Genomic DNA, 17,741 nt, shown 5'->3' with positions numbered 1-17,741 from the left:
TGCAGACTAGCAGACCCTCTCCGCCGCACGGGAAGTGCCTGACGTCCCTCCATCCGAACCGGTCGTCCGCCGGGACGCAGCCCGGCCACCGACCCGCAACGCCCGGCGCCCGCCCACGCGGGTCGGTTCGTTGGTTAGTTGACCTCGTTGCCTACATGATGCGACCTTAAACCACACATGAGCCTCGTCCATAAGATCCCTCCCATGGTCTCGGCCCTGGCGTTTGGCTACGGGGTCGGCATGGCGGCGCCCCAGTCGGCGATCTCGTCGGTCCAGTCGGCGGTGTCGACCTACCAGACGGGCGCAGCGCGGACCATGGCGCCGGTCACGGCCGCGGCGCTCGTCGCCGCGCCGCCGCAGTACGCGCCGCCGGCGCGAGGGATCGAGGCGCCGGCGGCGCGCGGGATCGAGGCGTATGCGGGCGAGTCGCGGGAGCTGTCGCGGCTGCGCGACGCCGCGGGGCGCGACGCGCGGGAGGGCGCCTCCTGCGACATGGATCGGCCGAGCTACTCGCGGCCGCCGCGCGCGTTCTCCGCCGAGGGCAGCTACGCCGACGACGTGGACGACCTCGACGCGGCCGGCGCCGAGGCGCTCTCGAAGCTGCAGCTGCCGGACCTCCGGCTCGCCGTGTCGCGCCGCACCCTCAAGTACGTCCGCTTCTTCACGCGCACCGACCGCGGGCGGCAGATGTTCGAGACGTGGCTGAAGCGCAGCGGGCGCTACCAGGAGATGATCCAGGCCGAGCTCAGGGACCGGCGGTTGCCGGAGGATCTCATCTGGGTGGCCATGATCGAGAGCGGCTTCGATCCGAGGGCGAAGTCGCCGGTCGGCGCCGTCGGGCTCTGGCAGTTCATGCCCTCCACCGGGGAGGTCTACGGGCTCCAGCAGACGCGGCACCTGGACCAGCGGAAGAACCCGCGCCTCGCCACGCAGGCGGCCGCCCACCACCTGCGCGATCTCTACCTGCGCTTCGGCAGCTGGGACCTCGCGCTCGCGGCCTACAACATGGGCTACGAGCAGCTGCTCGACCGCATCGATCGGTACGGCACGTCGGACTTCAACGAGCTGGCGCGCCAGGAGGCCATCCCGTCGGAGACGGCGGCTTACGTGCCGAAGATCGGGGCGGCGGCGATCGTGGCGAACAACCTGGAGCGGTTCGGGTTCGACCAGGTCGAGGTGAGCCGGCCGGTCGACGCCGCCGAGATCGCGGCGCCCCCAGGGACGCCGCTCAAGACGCTGGCGAAGGCGGCGGGCGTCGCGACCTCGACGCTGCGGAAGCTGAACCCCGACATCCTCGGGGACCGCGTGCCGCCCGGCCGGGGGGACTTCCTCGTGATGCTCCCTTCGGACACGCTGGCGCGGGCGCAGGCGGCGCTGCCCGCGATGCTCTCCACGGAGCAGCTCGCGACGGACGACGCGTCGGTCCTCGATCCGGTCGACCTGCTCGGCGGGCGCGACTTCGTGCCGCGGAAGCGGGGCGGCGACGACGAGAGCCTGCTCTCGCTGCTCCCGAAGCCGGCGCGAAAAAGGACGGCGGAACCGGAAGCGGATGACGACGCCGGGCGCGCGTACAGCAAGCGGCGCTCGATGCGCGATCCCGTGGCCGCGTCGTCGGCCGACGACGGCGCGGAGGGCCCGCTCGACGACGCAGGCGACGCGCCGCTGCGCCCGCGGTCCGCGCGCGGGCGGTCCGCGCGCGAGGTGATGCTCTACCGCGTCGGTCCAGGCGACACGCTCATCGGCGTGGCGCGGCAGTTCGTGATCGACGTCGAGGACGTCGCGCGCGATAACGGGATTGATCCTGACCAGAAGCTCCGCGTCGGTGCCCTGCTGAAGCTGCGGATACGGCCCGACATGGTGGACCGCACCTCCGCCGGGGAGGCGCGCGCCGCGCAGGCGAAGGACGACAAGGCCCCGGGCGACGCGGCGCCGGCGGCGCGCGGCGACGCGGCCCGCGGCGGGGCCAGGCCGCCAGCGCGGGACCGTGGAGAGGCCGGGGCCGAGAGCCGCGCCCCGGACACCGCCGAGAAGAAGCGCAAGGGGCGCGGCTGACGACGGCGCTTTCGGACGAGGCCGCGCCTCGGCTAGCATGCCGCACATGCAGCTCGTCGACACCAAGGCCATCGTCAAGCGACTAACCAAGAACTGCACTTCTGCCCTCGAGGCGGCGATTGGCCAGTGTGTCAACGCGCGCCACTACGAGGTCACTCTCGAGCACCTGCTCCTCGCGCTGCTCGATGACGCGAACTCGGACATCGCGTTTCTCGTATCCCACTATGATCTCGACCCGTCGCACCTCCGCGCCGCGCTCCAGCGCAGCCTGGAGGAGCTGAGGAAGGGCAACGCCGGGAGGCCGGTGCTCTCGCCGACGATGCTCGAGTGGATGCAGGACGCCTATCTCGTCGGATCCATGGAGTACGGGTACCAGCGGGTCCGGAGCGGGGTGCTGTTCCAGCGCCTCGTCCAGCAGCCGACCCGCTACTCGGTGAGCAGCATCGGCGCTTACCTCGAGGGCATCTCGAAAGACGATCTCAAGAACAACCTCTCCAAGATCGTCTCCGGCTCGAAGGAAGAAGCCGAGGCCGCCGCGGCGTCGGCGGGCGCGGGCGGGCCCGGGGCCGGCAAGCTGCCGGCGGGCATGGCGAGCGCCGGGCCCGACTCCGCGCTGGCGAAGTTCTGCGTCGACTACACAGGCAAGGCGCGCGCGGGGCAGATCGACCCGATCTTCGGCCGCGAGCGGGAGATCCGGCAGGTCATCGACATCCTCGCGCGGCGCCGGAAGAATAACCCGATCATCGTCGGCGACGCGGGCGTCGGGAAGACGGCGCTCGTCGAGGGGCTCGCGCTGCTCATCGTCGAGAGCACGCCGGAGAACCCGAAGGTGCCGCCGCTCCTGCAAGGGGTCGAGATCCTCGGGCTCGACATGGGGCTGCTCCAGGCGGGCGCCGGCGTGAAGGGCGAGTTCGAGAACCGCCTGAAGGGCGTGATCTCCGAGGTGAAGGGGTCGCCGAAGCCGATCATCCTCTTCATCGACGAGGCGCACACGCTCATCGGGGCGGGCGGCCAGCAGGGCGGCGGCGACGCGGCCAACCTGCTCAAGCCGGCGCTAGCCCGCGGCGAGCTCCGGACGATCGCGGCCACGACGTGGAGCGAGTACAAGAAGTACTTCGAGAAGGACGCGGCGCTGGAGCGGCGGTTCCAGCCGGTCAAGGTCGACGAGCCGAGCGAGCCGGCGGCCGTCGTCATGCTCCGCGGCCTCCGGCCGAAGTTCGAGCAGGCCCACAACGTCATCATCCAGGACGAGGCGGTGACCGCGGCCGTGCGGCTGTCGGCGCGCTACCTCACCGGCAGGCAGCTGCCGGACAAGGCGGTCGACCTGCTCGACACCTGCGCCGCGCGGGTGAAGGTCGCCCTGCAGCAGCGGCCCGCCGCGGTCGAGGACGCCGAGGTCCTCATCGTGAACACCGAGACCGAGCTCAAGGCGCTCGAGCGGGATCGCGACAAGGGCGTGCACATCGACCAGGAGCGGGTCGGCGAGCTGAAGGACAGGCTCGCCAAGGCGAAGGCCGAGCTCGAGTCGGTGCGCGCCGCGTACGCGAAGGAGACGGCGGGCACGCAGCGGGTCATCGACGCCCGCAAGAAGATGGACGAGGCCAAGACGAACGAGGACCGCGACGCCGCCCGCCGCGAGGTGATCAAGGCGCTCGACGAGCTCAAGCAGAGCCAGGGCGAGGTGCCGCTGATCCGGCCGGACGTCGACGAGGCCATGGTCGCGAGCGTCGTCGCGGCGTGGACGGGCATCCCCGTCGGCAAGATGGTCCAGGACGACGTGAAGGCGCTCCTCGAGATGGAGGACCGGCTGACCCGGCGGATCAAGGGGCAGACGCACGGCATCGTGACCATCTCCAAGGAGCTCCGGAGCGCGCGCGCCGGCCTGAAGCCGCTGAGCACGCCGCAGGGCGTGTTCCTGCTCGTCGGGCCGAGCGGCGTCGGCAAGACGGAGACCGCGCTCGGGATCGCCGACCTCATGTTCGGCGGCGAGCGGATGATGACGGTCATCAACATGTCCGAGTTCCAGGAGAAGCACACGGTCTCCCGGCTGATCGGCTCGCCCCCGGGCTACGTCGGCTACGGCGAGGGCGGGATGCTCACCGAGGCCGTGCGCCAGCGGCCCTACACGGTCGTGCTCCTCGACGAGGTCGAGAAGGCCGACCCCGACGTGATGAACCTGTTCTACCAGGTGTTCGACAAGGGCATGCTGAGCGACGGCGAGGGGCGGCTCGTCGACTTCAAGAACACGGTCATCATCCTGACGAGCAACCTCGCGACCGACAAGATCACGAACATGACGATCGCGGCCCGCGAGGAGGACCCGGCGCGGCGGCTCGACGCGGACGGCGAGTTCATCAAGGAGATCGTCGAGGCGATCAAGCCGACGCTCTCGGCGCACTTCAAGCCGGCGCTGCTCGCCCGCATGACGACGGTGCCGTACCTGCCGATCTCGCCCGACGCGCTCGGCGAGATCACGCGGCTCAAGCTCGACGCGCTCGTCGACCGCCTGCGCAAGAGCCAGCGCATCGAGGCGTCGTACTCGGACGCGCTCGTGGACACGATCGCGGCGCGCTGCACCGAGGTCGACACGGGCGCGCGCAACATCGACCACATCCTCCGGGCGTCGCTCCTGCCGCAGCTCTCGGTCGCCGTCCTCGAGAAGATGGCGGAGGGGCCGCTCCCGAAGCGGCTCCAGATCGGGGTCGACGCCGAGAAGAACTTCACGATCGCGTTCTCCGACTGATCGACCGCGCTCGCGCACCGAAAGTTGTACGGGCCGCGAGACTCCGCATAAATTGGGTGGAGCATGGTCGCGTTCGCCAAGCTCCGACAGCGTTCGATGTGGATCGCGCCGCGTCCGCCCTCTCCTGAAGGGGAGGGCGCGGCGCGCCGGCCAGCGCCGTGGCGCGGGCCGGCGTCGCTCCTCCGCGGGGGGCCCCTCGCGAGGGCGGCCGCCGCCGTCGCCGCGGCGATCGTCGCCGTGGGCCTCGGCGCCGCCGCGCCCGCCGCGATCGCGGGCTGCACGTCCGCCGCGCCGCCGCCCGCGGCGCCCGAGCCGTGCGACGTCCAGATCGTGACGCTCTCCATCTACGCGTCCGACAACATCAACCCCAACGAGAACGGGAACCCGAGGCCCGTCGTCGTGCGGCTCTACCAGCTGAAGAGCAGCGCGCGCATGGAGAACGCGACGTACGATCAGATCCTGCTCAAGGACAAGGAGACGCTCGAAGACGACCTCGCCAAGGTCGACGAGGTCGAGGTCTTCCCGAACGACCTCGTCGAGGTGAAGTTCGAGCGGATCCCCGACGCGAGCCACCTCGTCGGCGCCGCCCTGTTCCACAGCCCGAAGGGCAGCAGCTGGAAGACGTTCTACGAGTTCCCGCTCCCGCCGGGCGAGGCGCAGTGCGGCGGGCGCGAGTCCGACGCGGGGCCGCCGGTGTCCGACCCGCGCGTCGCGTTCTTCATCGACTCGACCAAGATCGACAACGGGGTCGAGTTCGACGAGTCGATGTTCCCCAACGCGAGCGCGGTGCGCCGGCTCAGCCTGCCGAAGAGGGCGGCGTCGCCCGAGGCGCCCGCCTCGACGGGGAAGTAGGGCCATGGCGCGCCCCGGTCGTCCTCGAGCCGGTCGCCGCGGCGGTGCTCGCGGCAGTCGAGCGACGAGCGGCTCGACGCGGCGTCCGCGCTCCCCGCGCCCGGCCAGCTTTCGCGCCGCGGCGCGCGGCACATCTGATAAGACTGGACGGGCGACATGATCCACCCGCGTAAGCCTGTCTGGACCGAGGGGCTCTTCATGACCCCTCAGCATCTACAGCAGTCGGACCTGTACCACGAGACGCTGCTCCACGCGCGCCTCCACGCCGTCGTGGGCTACGACTGGGGCATCACCGCCGCGCAGTTCGATGAGCGCGCGCTCTCAGCCGGCCAGTTCAAGGTGGTCAAATGTCACGGCGTCTTCCCCGACGGGACGCCGTTCTTCATCGGCGATCGCGGCGAGGACCAGGTCGAGGCGCGCCCGCTCGAGGGCGCCTTCCCGGCCGCGATGGAGGCGCTCGACGTCTTCCTCGGGATCCCGAACCTGCGCGAGACCGCCGCGAACATCAGCCTGGACCCGGCCAAGGCGGGGCCGGCCCAGCGGTTCGTGGCGTCCCAGACCACGGTCCCGGACGTGAACTCCGGGCGCAACGACACGTCGGTCACCTGGGCGCGCACCAACCTGCGGCTCATCTTCGGCACCGAGCCGCGCGACGCCTACCAGACCGTGCGGATCGCGCAGCTCGTGCGCGATCGCGCCGGCGCGATCGTCCTCCGGAAGAGCTTCATCCCGTCGGTCCTCCGCATCAACACGTCGGATCACATCATGTCCGGCCTCCGGCGGGTGCTCTCGGCCCTGGTCGGCAAGCAGAAGTCGCTCGTCGAAGGGCGGCGCATGCGCACCGCGGCCTCGGTCGACTTCCAGGCCTCCGATCTCACGAAGTTCTGGCTGCTCCACACCCTGAACTCGTACATCCCCATCGTGTCGCACCTCGTCGACCACGGCGGGGCGCACCCGGAGCAGTGCTACGTCGTCATCGGGTCGCTCATCGGCGAGCTCTGCACCTTCTCCTCGTCCGACAGCGACCCCACGACGGTCCCCAAGTTCAATTACCTCGAGCTCGAGGGCGTCCTCGACCCGATGTTCGACCGGGCGGTCACGCTGATCACCGCGATCGTCACGGATCAGTTCCTCATCGTGCCGCTGGAGAAGCGCGAGGACGGCATGTACCTCGGCAGGTTCGATGACCCGAAGGTGCCGCGCACCCACGAGATGTTCCTCGAGGCGAAGGGCGCGGACGAGGGCACCCTGCGCGAGCGGCTCCCGCGCCTGCTCAAGATCGGCTCGTGGACGCAGATCGGTCATATCCTGCACTCCGCGACGCCCGGTGTGAACGTCGCCATCGAGTACCGGCCGCCGGGCGCGATCCCGGTCCGGCCGGGGCTCGTCTACCTCCGCGTCAACCAGGCCGGCGATTACTGGAACGACATCCTCGGCTCTGGCACGATCGCCATCTACCAGCCGATCGAACCGCAGAAGGTCGATCTCCGGCTGATCGCGGTCCCGGCGGGGAAGTGACCATGCCGGGAAGCCCCTTCCGGGTGAGGAGCCCATGAGCCTCTCGCAGACGATGTACTTTGTTTGCTCCGACGTGCTCTCGCTGATCCTGCAGCTCAGGAACTCGCGCGATCTGCCGGCGCCGGACATCCTCCAGCGGCGCGTGCTCGGCCTGTTCGAGACGATGATGCAGAACGGGCGGGAGGCCCGCATCCCCGAGCAGGACATGATCGACGCGAAGTTCGCGCTCGCGGCCTTCGCCGACGAGGTGATCTTCAACTCGAACTGGCCGGGCAGGACGCAGTGGCTCCAGAACCCGCTGCAGTTCCAGTTCTTCCAGCTGAACACGGCCGGCGACGGGTTCTTCGCGAACCTCGACAACCTCTACGGCCAGCGCGGCAGGAACCACGTCGCGCAGATCTACTTCCTCTGCTTGGCCCTCGGCTTCCAGGGGAAATATCGTCTGCGCCAGCAGGAGGGCCTCGGCGCCGTCATCGAGGGTGTGGGCAACTACGTCGCCGTCAGCGAAGGCGGCGGGGACGTCCTCGCGCCGAACGCGGAGCGCAAGGACGGAGGCGCCGGCGCGGTGCGCCGCGAGCTGCCCTATCTGGCGATCGCGCTCGGCCTGCTCGTGCTGGCCGTCCTCGTGGTCATCGTGCTCCGGCTCGTCGTGGCCTCGGACGCGGAGGGCGTCGCCGACCAGATCAAGAAGCTGATCAGCACAGGGACCTAGGCGGCTCCGCCCGTCCTCTGCTGTTCCCGAGGGAGACTTCCGATGTGGCTGTGGATCCTGAGCGCCCTGTTCCTCACCGCCGTGTGGGGAGTGTGGTTCATGCTGCGCCCCGGGGCGGGGGAGGGGGCCGAGGCGTTCCCGATCGAGATCCCGCTCGTGGCGACCGCCGCTGTCGTCGCGCTGCTCGTCGGGCTCGCGATCTACCGGCGTATCCGCGCGGCGCGCGCCGCGCGGGCGCTCGAGAAGGCGATCGCGCAGCAGGCGCAGGAGCAGGTGATCAACGCGAAGCCGGAGCGGCGCGCGGAGATCCAGGAGCTGAACCGGCAGATGCAGGAGGGCATCGCCGCCCTCAAGGCATCGAAGCTCGGCGGGGGCAAGCGCGGCGCTGACGCGCTCTACGTCCTGCCCTGGTACGTGATGGTCGGCCCCCCCGGCGCCGGCAAGACCACCGCGCTCCGGCACTCGGGGCTCGTGTTCCCGTACATCGACCCGGAGCGCACCGGCGTGCGCGGCGTCGGCGGCACCAGGAACTGCGAGTGGTGGTTCACGAACGAGGCGATCCTCCTCGACACCGCCGGCCGGTACACGACCGAGAGCGACGACCACGACGAGTGGATGGCGTTCCTCGAGCTGCTGCTCCAGTACCGCGAGCACAAGCCGCTGAACGGCGTCATCGTCGCGGTGAGCCTGAGCGAGCTGCTCGACGCGAGCGACGACCAGATCGACCAGACCGGCAAGAAGATCCGCGCGCGCATCGACGAGATGCAGCAGACGCTGCACATGGTCCTGCCCGTCTACGTGCTCTTCACGAAGAGCGACCTGGTGGCGGGCTTCACCGAGTACTTCGGCGACCTGAAGAAGAGCGAGCGCGCGCAGCCGTGGGGCGCCACGGTGCGGCTCGACGAGAACAAGGGCGAGCCCGGCAAGATCTTCGACCGCGAGTTCGACGTCCTCGTCGAGAAGCTCCACGCGCGGCTGACGAAGCGCCTCATCGGCGAGCGCAACCGCGAGGTGAAGGAGAGGAGCTACCAGTTCCCGCTCGAGTTCGCGGCGGTGAAGCGGAACCTCTCGGACTTCATCGCGTCGGCGTTCGCGCCCGGCGCCGGCGCGGCGCCCACGCCGGTCCTGCGCGGGTTCTACTTCACGAGCGGCGTGCAGGAGGGGCGGCCGCTCGATCGCGTGGTCGGGGCGATGGGGCGGGCGTTCGGGCTGCGCGCGGCGCTCGGCGAGGGCGAGGAGGACGCCGCGCTCCCGAAGGAGTCGAAGAGCTTCTTCCTGCACGACGTCTTCACGAACGTCGTCTTCCCCGATCAGGATCTCGCGGCGCGCACCGAGGCCGAGCTCCGGCGGCGCCGGCTCCAGCGGATCCTCGTCGCGGCGGCGGCGGCGCTCGTCGCGATCCTGTTCCTGCTCCCGGCGGTGATCTCGTATTTCAACAACAGGAGGCTCGTCGCCGAGACGCGGCGCATCTCGGACGAGATCGCGTTCGTGGACTGGTCCGGGAGGAGCGGCGCGCCGCCGAACGTGCCCGCGAACATCGAGAAGCTCGACAAGCTGCAGGAGCACGTGGGGCTGCTCGACCGCTACGTCGAGAACACGCCGCTCGATCACGGCTGGTTCATGTTCCAGGGCGACAAGCTCTTCCCGCCGACGATGGCGCAGTACATCAAGAGCTTGAAGCAGGGGTTCGTCGGCCCGGCGAAGGCGCAGCTCGAGGCGAAGCTCGAGCGGGTGCGCGAGGGAGAGTTCCTCGACGGCTACAACGCCCTGCGCAGCTACCTCCTGCTCGGCAAGGAGCACCAGGGGTACATGGATGACCAGGCGGCGCGGTGGCAGACCGGCCGGCTGGTCCAGGTCTGGGCCGACGTCCTGAAGCCCTTCACCGACATGCCCGAGGCCGACCTCAAGGAGCGGCTCACGCCGCACGTCGCGTACTACATCGACCTCGTGAGGCGGAGGAAGCTCGAGGCCGAGGAGCTGAACGGGCCCCTCATCGACAGGGCGCGCGCGGACCTCCTGCGGGTCGACCCGACGAAGCGCTACTACGACCAGTTCGTCACGAAGCTGATCGACCAGAAATACGACGAGTCAGGGCCGAACACGCCGGAGAACCTGAAGTACCCGCCGGTGTCCCTCAACGAGATGTTCGCGGACCGGTCCGATGTGCTGACCGTCATCCACAGCGCGCAGAGGAACCGGGGCGGGACCTGGTTCGAGGTGCAGGGGCCCTACACGGCCAAGGGGCACGCGCAGGTGATCGAGTCGCTCAAGGAGGGGAGGAAGGAGCTCGAGCGCGAGCTCTGGGTGCTCCCCCTGGCGGACAGCGAGAAGCGCGAGGGCGATCAGATCCAGAAGGAGCTCGACCGCGTCCGGCAGGACTACGACAACGCGTACATTGCGCAGTGGGAGGCGTTCTTCCGCGACATCCAGGTCGACGTGCCGAAGACGAACCGGGAGGCGATCCACGAGTTCAGGGTGCTCTCCACGCCCGACTGGCCCTACCGGCGGCTGCTCCAGCGGCTCTCGGACGAGACGCAGTTCGCGAAGGACGAGAAGCCGAACGTGCTGACCGCGGACGGCGGCCTGATCGACCAGGCCAAGAACATGATCCAGCAGCGGGTCGATCGGCGGACCGGCGTGCGGAGCGGCTCGCTCCTCCCGGGCGACCAGCGGCGCGAGCACTACGACCCGGTGCCCGACAAGTTCGAGTCGATGGCCGCCTTCGGGGTGCCGCCAGCGCAGACGGCAGAGGGGCAGCCCCCGCCCGCGCCCAAGCTCAACCAGTACGTCGGCCACCTCGAGCGGCTCGCCGGGGAGATGAGCGTCGTCGAGGACGGGCCGCCGGACACGGACACGTCGAGGGCCACGGAGGCGTTCCAGGACGCGGTGAAGGAGACCGAGGGGCTCCTGCTCTCGATGGACCAGACCGGGCAGCGGCTGATGGAGCCGCTGCTCATGAACCCCCTCCGGCAGGCGTACAAGGCGGTCGTGCGGCGCGCCGGCGGCGCGGCGAGCGGGATCTGGGAGGTCGAGGTCTGGCCGCACTACCGCGACAAGATCAAGGACCGCTACCCGTTCAACCTGGCCTCGTCGCGGGACGCCTCGCTCGAGGACGCGATGACGTTCTTCAAGCCGAAGGACGGGGTGCTCTGGGGCTTCTACGAGACGTACCTCAAGGGCTTCCACTACCAGGTCGGGCACGAGTACTTCCCGAAGTCGCACCTGTCGGGGCAGCCGCAGGCGGCGAAGCCGTTCACGCCGTTCAACCCGAACCTGTACAACTGCCTGAGGCGCGCGGACGAGATCACCGACGCGCTCTTCGGCAGCGGCGGGGAGCCCAAGGTCGTCTTCCACATCAACATGAAGACGGTCAGCCCCATCGTGAGCGAGGTGGTCTTCGAGGTCGATGGCCAGAAGAGGCTCTATCGCAACGAGAAGGAGTTCTGGCACACCTTCAACTGGCCCGGAGAAGGCCAGAAGGGCGCGAGGATCCAGGTGCGCGGCGCGGGCGGGCTCGACGAAGAGCTGGTGCGCGAAGGGCCGTGGGGGATCTTCCGCCTCTTCGAGGCCGGGACGACGACCGCCCAGAAAGACAACGACGAGCTCTTCACGGTCACGTGGCAGATGACCGCACCTCCCGTGACGGTGACCATGGAGATCCGACCGACCCGCGGGAACCACCCGTTCCCGTCGAGCTTCTTCCGGGCCACCAACTGCCCGGCCAGCATCGGGGATCGCTTCGGCAAAGGGTGATCCGAGCAGCAACGGAGCCAGCGGGGGAGGGGGTGTCGTGCGGGGGGCCGGCGGGGCCCCCTCCCGCGAACTCGCGCCTCTTGGTGGCTAGTGCCGTGAGGACGGGGGGACTCGGGCTGTGAGGGGGACGCTGCGATGCGGGCCGGCGCTCGGGTTCGCGGGGCCCTACCCCGCCGGCCCCCCGCACGACACCCCCTCCCCCGCCGGCTCTTTGTGACGGAAAGAGGGGAAGGGGACGGTCGATCCGGCTTGCGATCGAGCCGGGGGGCGATCTTCGGAACCCTATCATTGCAAGGGTGAGACGGGTGGGGAGGGGGGACCGCGCGTGGGGGGCGGCGGGGTAGGGCCCCGCGAACCCGAGCGCCGGCCCGCATCGAAGCGAGTCGCTCCTGATCTCGACCCGTCCGTACGTGAGGCAATAGCCACCAAAAGGCGCGAGTTCGCGGGAGGGGGCCCCGCCGCCCCCCATGCGCGGTCCCCCCTCCCCACCCGTCTCCGTCGCCATCGCCGGGAAGTTGGTAGCGCTCGGTGAGGAGTTCGTGGTTCACTCCCAGGCCGTCATGTTCTGGCGCCGCAAGAAGGGCCCTGCCGCTCCGCCGCAGATCGGCTGCTTCGGCAAGCTGCCCGCCACGGGCGATTTCATCCGGCTGAACGCCGGCGGAGAAGAGCTCGCCGCCTTCGACCGCTGGCTCGGCGCGGCCATCGATTTCGCCCGGCGCGCCATGGGCCCCCATTTCGACGCGCACTACCAGACGGCGCTGGGGCTCTTCATCTTCCACGGCGAGCCAAAGGGCGACGAGCCGCCCGCCCGCGCGCTCGTGGGCGCCTGGGCCGCGAGCGGCGACAACGCCGGCCGGCTCTACCCGATCGTCGTGTTCGGCTCGTACGATTACGACCAGCTCGTCTCGGCCGGAGCGTCGCTCCCCATCACCCTGTTCCCGCTCCTCGCCGCCGCCCACGACGCCGCGACGAACGGCCGGAACATGCCCGTCGACGCCTTCCTCCACCGCGTCTCCCAGATCACCCCGCCGTCGCTCGACGACGCCGAGACGTCGTACGCCAACTACCGCGCATGGCTGAAGACCCAGCCGATGAAGGCGCTCTGGGACGCAGGCTTCGGCACGGACGCGAGCCGCTTCTGGGTGCTGCAGAACATCCTCGAGTCGGTGACGCCATTCCGCGGACAGGAGCTCCCGAGGACAGGGCTCGCGCTCAGGCTGCCGCTCGGCGCAGGCGACGCCTACGCCGCCGCCGTGTGGATGGACATGACCCTCCGCCTGTCGAGATGGGGACGCACGCTGATGAACGCGTTCTGGACACCACAGCGCACCCTGCTCCTCCACCTCGGTACCCCCCACGTGGGCTCGTTCCGCGAGATGATCGCGCCCACCACCCAGGCCGAGCACATCGCCGACCTCTGCGGGCCCCCGCCGGTCGAGGAGCACGTTTCACGACACGCGCTCGGGCCAGAGCTCGACGCGCTCGTCGCGCGGACCGACCTGTCGCTCGACAGCTTCCTCGAGGCGCTCGGCTGACCGATGCCCGCGCGCCGACCCCCGACCGAACGCGTCCGCCGCACCCACCGTCGCTCCGATTCACCGTCCACGCCCGGGACGTCTTGATATCCTGCGCGACCCATGGCCGCTGAAGACGCGATCAACCAATCGAAAGCGCGCATCGAGGCGCTGTTCGCGCCCATCAACGGGGGCGTCGGCGCCGACGTCACGTACGACGAAGCGTTCGAGGCGCTCAAAAACGAGGTCGACAAGCTGCAGTCGCTCGCGGGCGGCAAGGTCGACTGGGGGCGCATCGCGAGCGGCGCCGACGAGATCCTGAGCGAGAAGTCCAAGGACTTCCGCGTCGCCCTCTACTACGCAGCGGCGAAGGCGCAGCTCGACAAACTCCCCGGCCTGCTCGACGGGCTCGTGCTCGTGCAGGAGCTGACCAGCGCGTTCTGGGACACCATGTACCCCGCGATCAAGCGGCCCAAGGCGCGCGGCAACCTGTGCGCCTGGTTCGGAGACATCGCGGCAGGGACGCTCGGCGGCTACGCTCCGTCCGCCGCCGAGCGCGACGTGGTGAACGCCATCGAGCAGGTGAGCCGCACCCTGGACATCGACCTCGCCGACAGGCTCGGCGACGCCTACGGCGGGCTCGGCCCGCTCCGCAACGCGATCCGCAGCCTCGTCGCCAGCTTGCCCGCAGAGGCGCCGCCGCCGCCCCCACCGCCACCGCCGCCGCCGCCCCCCCCACCGCCGCCGCCCAAGGCCGAGGCGCCGAAGGCCGCCGAGGTGGCGATCGTGCAGGCGCCGGCGGTCACGGCGGTGGTCGTCACCCCGCCGCCGGCAGCGACGACCGTCGTCGCCACGGCGGACCCGGCGCTCAGCGTCGAGGCGATCGTCGACGAGGACTCCGCGCTCACCGCGATCGGCCGCTGCGCGCCGCTGATCGCGCGCGCGGGCGACGCGCTCCGGACCGTGGATCCGAAGCGCGCGGCCGCGTACCGCATCCTCCGGGTCGGGCTCTGGCTCGACCTCCTCGACGACCCCGGCGCCTCGTTCGAGAACGGCACGACCGCCATCCCGCCGCCGCCCGAGCACGTGCTGCAGGCGCTCCCGGCGCTCACGAGCCAGGAGGCGTTCGCCGACCTCTTGCCGCTCGCCGACGAGTACGCGCAGAACTACCCCCTCTGGCTCGACCCGCACCGGTACGCGGCGAACGCGCTCGAGCAGCTCGGCGAGGACTACGCCGAGGCGCGGCGGGCCGTGCTTGTCGAGGTCGGCGCCCTGGTGCTCCGCGCGCCGCTCTTGCCAGGCCTCAAGTTCAGGGACGGCACGCCGTTCGCGGACGACGAGACGCAGGCGTGGCTCTCGACCGAGGTGGCGGCCGTCCTCGGCGGCGGCGGCGGCGGCGGCGGCGCCCCGGCGAAGCCGAGGAGCTACCTCGACAAACCGCTCTCCGAGGCCCGCGGGCTCGTCGCGAACCAGCAGCCCATCGACGCGATGGTGCTCCTCGAGAAGGCAGCGGCCGCCGCTCCGTCGGCGCTGGACCGCTTCCGCGTGAAGCTCGCCATGGCGCAGATCAACATCGAGCTGTCCCAGTTCGTCCTGGCGCGCGCGCAGCTCGAGGCGCTGGAGCAGCTCGTCGACCACCACCGACTCACCACCTGGCAGCCAGATCTCTGCGCCGAGGTCTACGCCGCGCTCCACACATGCTACCGGGTGCTGAACCAGGGCTACGAGGCGTCCCCCGAGGCGAAGGCGAAGGAGGCGCTCTGCTTCGAGCGCGTCTGCCAGCTCGACGCTGCGCTCGCCCTGAAACTTTCGCTGGAGGCCTGAGGAGGCGGATGCGCGTCGCGCCGAGAAGCTTGCCCGGTAGACGGGGGTTTTGGTCTATGCTCGTGCGGCCTGCGGGCGCTCCGCCCGCTGCTGACGGGGAAAGGAGCCTGCGATGAAAGAGGGATCGGTCGCGCCGAAGGAGCGCGTGAACATCACGTACAAGCCGGCCACGGGGAACGCGAAGGAGGATGTCGAGCTGCCGCTGAAGCTCCTCATGCTCGGCGACTACACGCAGCGGCCGGATCCGCGGCCCCTCGAGGACCGCAAGCCGATCAACGTGGACAAGGACAACTTCCAGAAGGTGATGAGCGAGCAGAAGCTCGGGCTCACCTTCAACGTCAAGGACGTCCTCTCCGAGCAGGAGAACAGCGAGCTCACGGTCAACCTCAAGTTCCGCCGGCTGAGCGACATGGAGCCCGAGGCGATCGCGACCCAGGTGCCGGAGCTCAAGAAGCTGCTCGACCTGCGCGCCGCCCTGACGGCCCTCAAGGGCCCGCTCGGGAACGAGAAGGCGTTCCGCAACAAGATCCAGCAGATCCTGAGCGACCCGGCCCAGCGCAACAAGATCGTCAGCGAGCTCGGGCTCGACAAGGAAGGGGAGTGAGCGATGGCGACAGAGACACAGGTCGCGGGGAGCGCAGGCGTCCAGACCCTCGAGGGAGGGTCCCTGCTCGACGAGATCCTCGCCGAGACGAAGATGACGCCCGGCGATGAGGGGTACGAGATCGCCAAGAGGGGCGTGCAGGCCTTCATCTCGGAGCTCGTCGCCCCGCGGCGCGAGGGCGAGAAGGTCGACAAGGCCTTCGTCGACGCGCTGATCGCGGAGATCGACGTCAAGCTCTCGCGGCAGATCGACGAGATCCTCCACCACCCGAGCTTCCAGAAGCTCGAGTCCGCCTGGCGCGGCCTCAAGTTCGTCATCGACCGCTGCGATTTCCGCGAGAACATCAAGGTCGAGATGCTCAACTGCTCCAAGGAGGACCTCCTCGCCGATTTCGAGGATGCCCCCGAGGTGCCGAAGAGCGGCCTCTACAAGCTCGTCTACTCGGCGGAGTTCGGCCAGTTCGGCGGCAAGCCGGTCGGCGCGATCATCGCGAACTACGACTTCGGGCCCGGGCCTCAGGACATCGCGCTCCTCCAGAAGTGCGCCGCGGTTGCGACGATGTCGCACGCGCCCTTCATCGCGGCGGCGGGCCCGCAGTTCTTCGGCCTCAAGGACTTCGGCGGCCTGCCGAACCTGAAGGACCTGAAGTCGCTCTTCGAGGGGCCGCAGTACACGAAGTGGAACGCGTTCCGCGAGACGGAGGACGCGCGCTACGTCGGGCTCGTGATGCCGCGCTTCCTGCTCCGCCTGCCGTTCGGCGCCAACACCGTCCCGGTGAAGGCGTTCAACTACGAGGAGGACGTGGTCGGCCGGCACGACGCGTACTGCTGGGGCAACGCGACGTACGCGTTCGCGACGCGGCTCGCCGACAGCTTCGCCAAGTACCGCTGGTGTCCGAACATCATCGGCCCGCAGGCGGGCGGCACGGTGGAGAACCTGCCGCTCCACCAGTACGAGGCGATGGGCGAGATCCAGACGAAGGTGCCGACCGAGATCCTGCTCACGGAGCGGCGCGAGTTCGAGCTCTCCGAGGAGGGCTTCATCGGGCTCACGTTCCGCAAGGACTCGGACAACGCCTGCTTCTTCTCGGCCAACTCCACGCAGAAGCCCAAGTTCTACGGGCAGAGCGAGGAGGGCAGGGCGGCCGAGATGAACTACCGGCTCGGGACGCAGCTGCCGTACATGTTCATCATGTGCCGCATCGCGCACTACCTGAAGGTGCTGCAGCGCGAGCAGATCGGGACGTGGAAGGAGCGCGCCGATCTCGAGAAGGAGCTGAACGACTGGATCGGCCAGTACGTCGCCGATCAGGACGTCGTCTCGGCGGCGACCCGCGGGCGCAGGCCGCTCCGCAAGGCGAAGATCATCGTCACCGAGGTGCCGGGCAACGCCGGCTGGTACAAGGTCGACATGCAGGTGCGCCCGCACTTCAAGTACATGGGCGCGTTCTTCACGCTGAGCCTCGTCGGCAAGCTCGACAAGGAGTGAGCGGCCGGACAGGGCACCTCGCCGCGCGCGGGGTGCCCACCGGATCGCCGCTGGAACGAGCCCGCCTGCCGGCGTAGGCTCGGACTCATGAGGACACTCTCGAAGATCTGCGTTTACTGCGGGTCGAGCCCCGGCGCGTCGCCGGCCTACCGCGAGGCGGCCGTGCGGCTGGGGGAGCTCCTCGCGGCGCGAGGGATCGGGCTCGTTTACGGGGGAGGCCGCGTGGGGCTCATGGGCGCGCTCGCCGACGCGGTGCTCGCGCGCGGCGGGGAGGTGACCGGCGTGATCCCCCACTTCCTGAACCAGCGCGAGATCGAGCACCGGGGGCTCACGGAGCTCCACGTGGTCGAGACCATGCACGAGCGCAAGGCCAAGATGGCCGCGCTGTCCGACGCCTTCATCGCCCTGCCGGGGGGCATCGGGACGCTGGAGGAGCTCTTCGAGATCTGGACATGGACGCAGCTCGGCTCCCAGGAGAAGCCGGTCGGGCTCCTCGACGTCCAGGGGTATTACCGCCCGCTCATCGTGTTCCTGGATCACGTCGTGTCCGAGCAGTTCATGAAGCCGGGCCACCGCGCCATGCTGCAGGTGGCCGACGACCCGGCGGCCCTCCTGGAGCGCCTCGCCGCCTGGCGACCCAGCGCCGAGTACAAGTGGATGATGCCCGGGGAGAGATAGCGG

Annotated in this window: 11 protein-coding genes; all 11 read left to right on the top strand. The window is 69.8% G+C overall.

What is annotated here, in order from left to right:
- Window positions 1-204 precede the first annotated feature (204 nt).
- The 11 genes from WME85_RS31375 (at window position 205) to WME85_RS31325 (ending at window position 17,738) form a co-directional block, all read left to right on the top strand.
- Window positions 205-2,052 carry a transglycosylase SLT domain-containing protein gene (locus tag WME85_RS31375; protein WP_437826649.1) on the top strand — a complete coding sequence of 616 codons (1,848 nt, stop codon included), beginning with the start codon at window positions 205-207 and terminating at the stop codon, window positions 2,050-2,052.
- Between the two features lie 37 nt (window positions 2,053-2,089).
- Window positions 2,090-4,795, top strand: a complete 2,706-nt coding sequence (tssH, locus tag WME85_RS31370) for a type VI secretion system ATPase TssH (protein WP_437826647.1) — start codon at window positions 2,090-2,092, stop codon at window positions 4,793-4,795.
- Between the two features lie 63 nt (window positions 4,796-4,858).
- Window positions 4,859-5,647 carry a type VI secretion system lipoprotein TssJ gene (gene tssJ / locus WME85_RS31365; protein WP_437826645.1) on the top strand — a complete coding sequence of 263 codons (789 nt, stop codon included), beginning with the start codon at window positions 4,859-4,861 and terminating at the stop codon, window positions 5,645-5,647.
- Between the two features lie 156 nt (window positions 5,648-5,803).
- Window positions 5,804-7,165 (top strand): type VI secretion system baseplate subunit TssK, encoded by a 1,362-nt coding sequence (gene tssK, locus WME85_RS31360; RefSeq protein ID WP_437302684.1) that lies wholly within the window; start codon window positions 5,804-5,806, stop codon window positions 7,163-7,165.
- Between the two features lie 34 nt (window positions 7,166-7,199).
- Window positions 7,200-7,877, top strand: a complete 678-nt coding sequence (locus WME85_RS31355) for a DotU family type IV/VI secretion system protein (RefSeq protein ID WP_437302683.1) — start codon at window positions 7,200-7,202, stop codon at window positions 7,875-7,877.
- Between the two features lie 42 nt (window positions 7,878-7,919).
- Complete coding sequence (gene tssM / locus WME85_RS31350; protein ID WP_437826643.1) at window positions 7,920-11,630, top strand: type VI secretion system membrane subunit TssM; 3,711 nt, start codon at window positions 7,920-7,922, stop codon at window positions 11,628-11,630.
- A 539-nt stretch (window positions 11,631-12,169) separates the two neighbouring features.
- Window positions 12,170-13,165 (top strand): type VI secretion system-associated protein TagF, encoded by a 996-nt coding sequence (gene tagF / locus WME85_RS31345; protein ID WP_437826642.1) that lies wholly within the window; start codon window positions 12,170-12,172, stop codon window positions 13,163-13,165.
- Window positions 13,166-13,267: 102 nt separating this feature from the next.
- Window positions 13,268-14,968, top strand: a complete 1,701-nt coding sequence (gene tssA / locus WME85_RS31340) for a type VI secretion system protein TssA (protein WP_437826640.1) — start codon at window positions 13,268-13,270, stop codon at window positions 14,966-14,968.
- A 112-nt stretch (window positions 14,969-15,080) separates the two neighbouring features.
- The gene (gene tssB, locus WME85_RS31335; protein ID WP_437302679.1) at window positions 15,081-15,572 is read left to right on the top strand and encodes a type VI secretion system contractile sheath small subunit; all 492 of its coding nucleotides are present in this window, start codon (window positions 15,081-15,083) and stop codon (window positions 15,570-15,572) included.
- Between the two features lie 3 nt (window positions 15,573-15,575).
- A complete protein-coding gene (tssC, locus tag WME85_RS31330; protein WP_437302678.1) occupies window positions 15,576-17,060 on the top strand; it encodes a type VI secretion system contractile sheath large subunit in 1,485 nt (494 codons plus the stop codon).
- An 87-nt stretch (window positions 17,061-17,147) separates the two neighbouring features.
- Entirely contained in the window at window positions 17,148-17,738 is a 591-nt protein-coding gene (locus tag WME85_RS31325) for a TIGR00730 family Rossman fold protein (RefSeq protein WP_437826637.1), read from the top strand.
- The last annotated feature ends 3 nt before the right edge of the window (window positions 17,739-17,741 follow it).

The sequence above is a fragment of the Sorangium sp. So ce1153 genome (genome assembly GCF_051521595.1).
In the GTDB taxonomy this organism is placed as follows: Bacteria; Myxococcota_A; Polyangia; order Polyangiales; family Polyangiaceae; genus Sorangium.
This window is presented reverse-complemented; position numbering and strand designations above follow the sequence as displayed.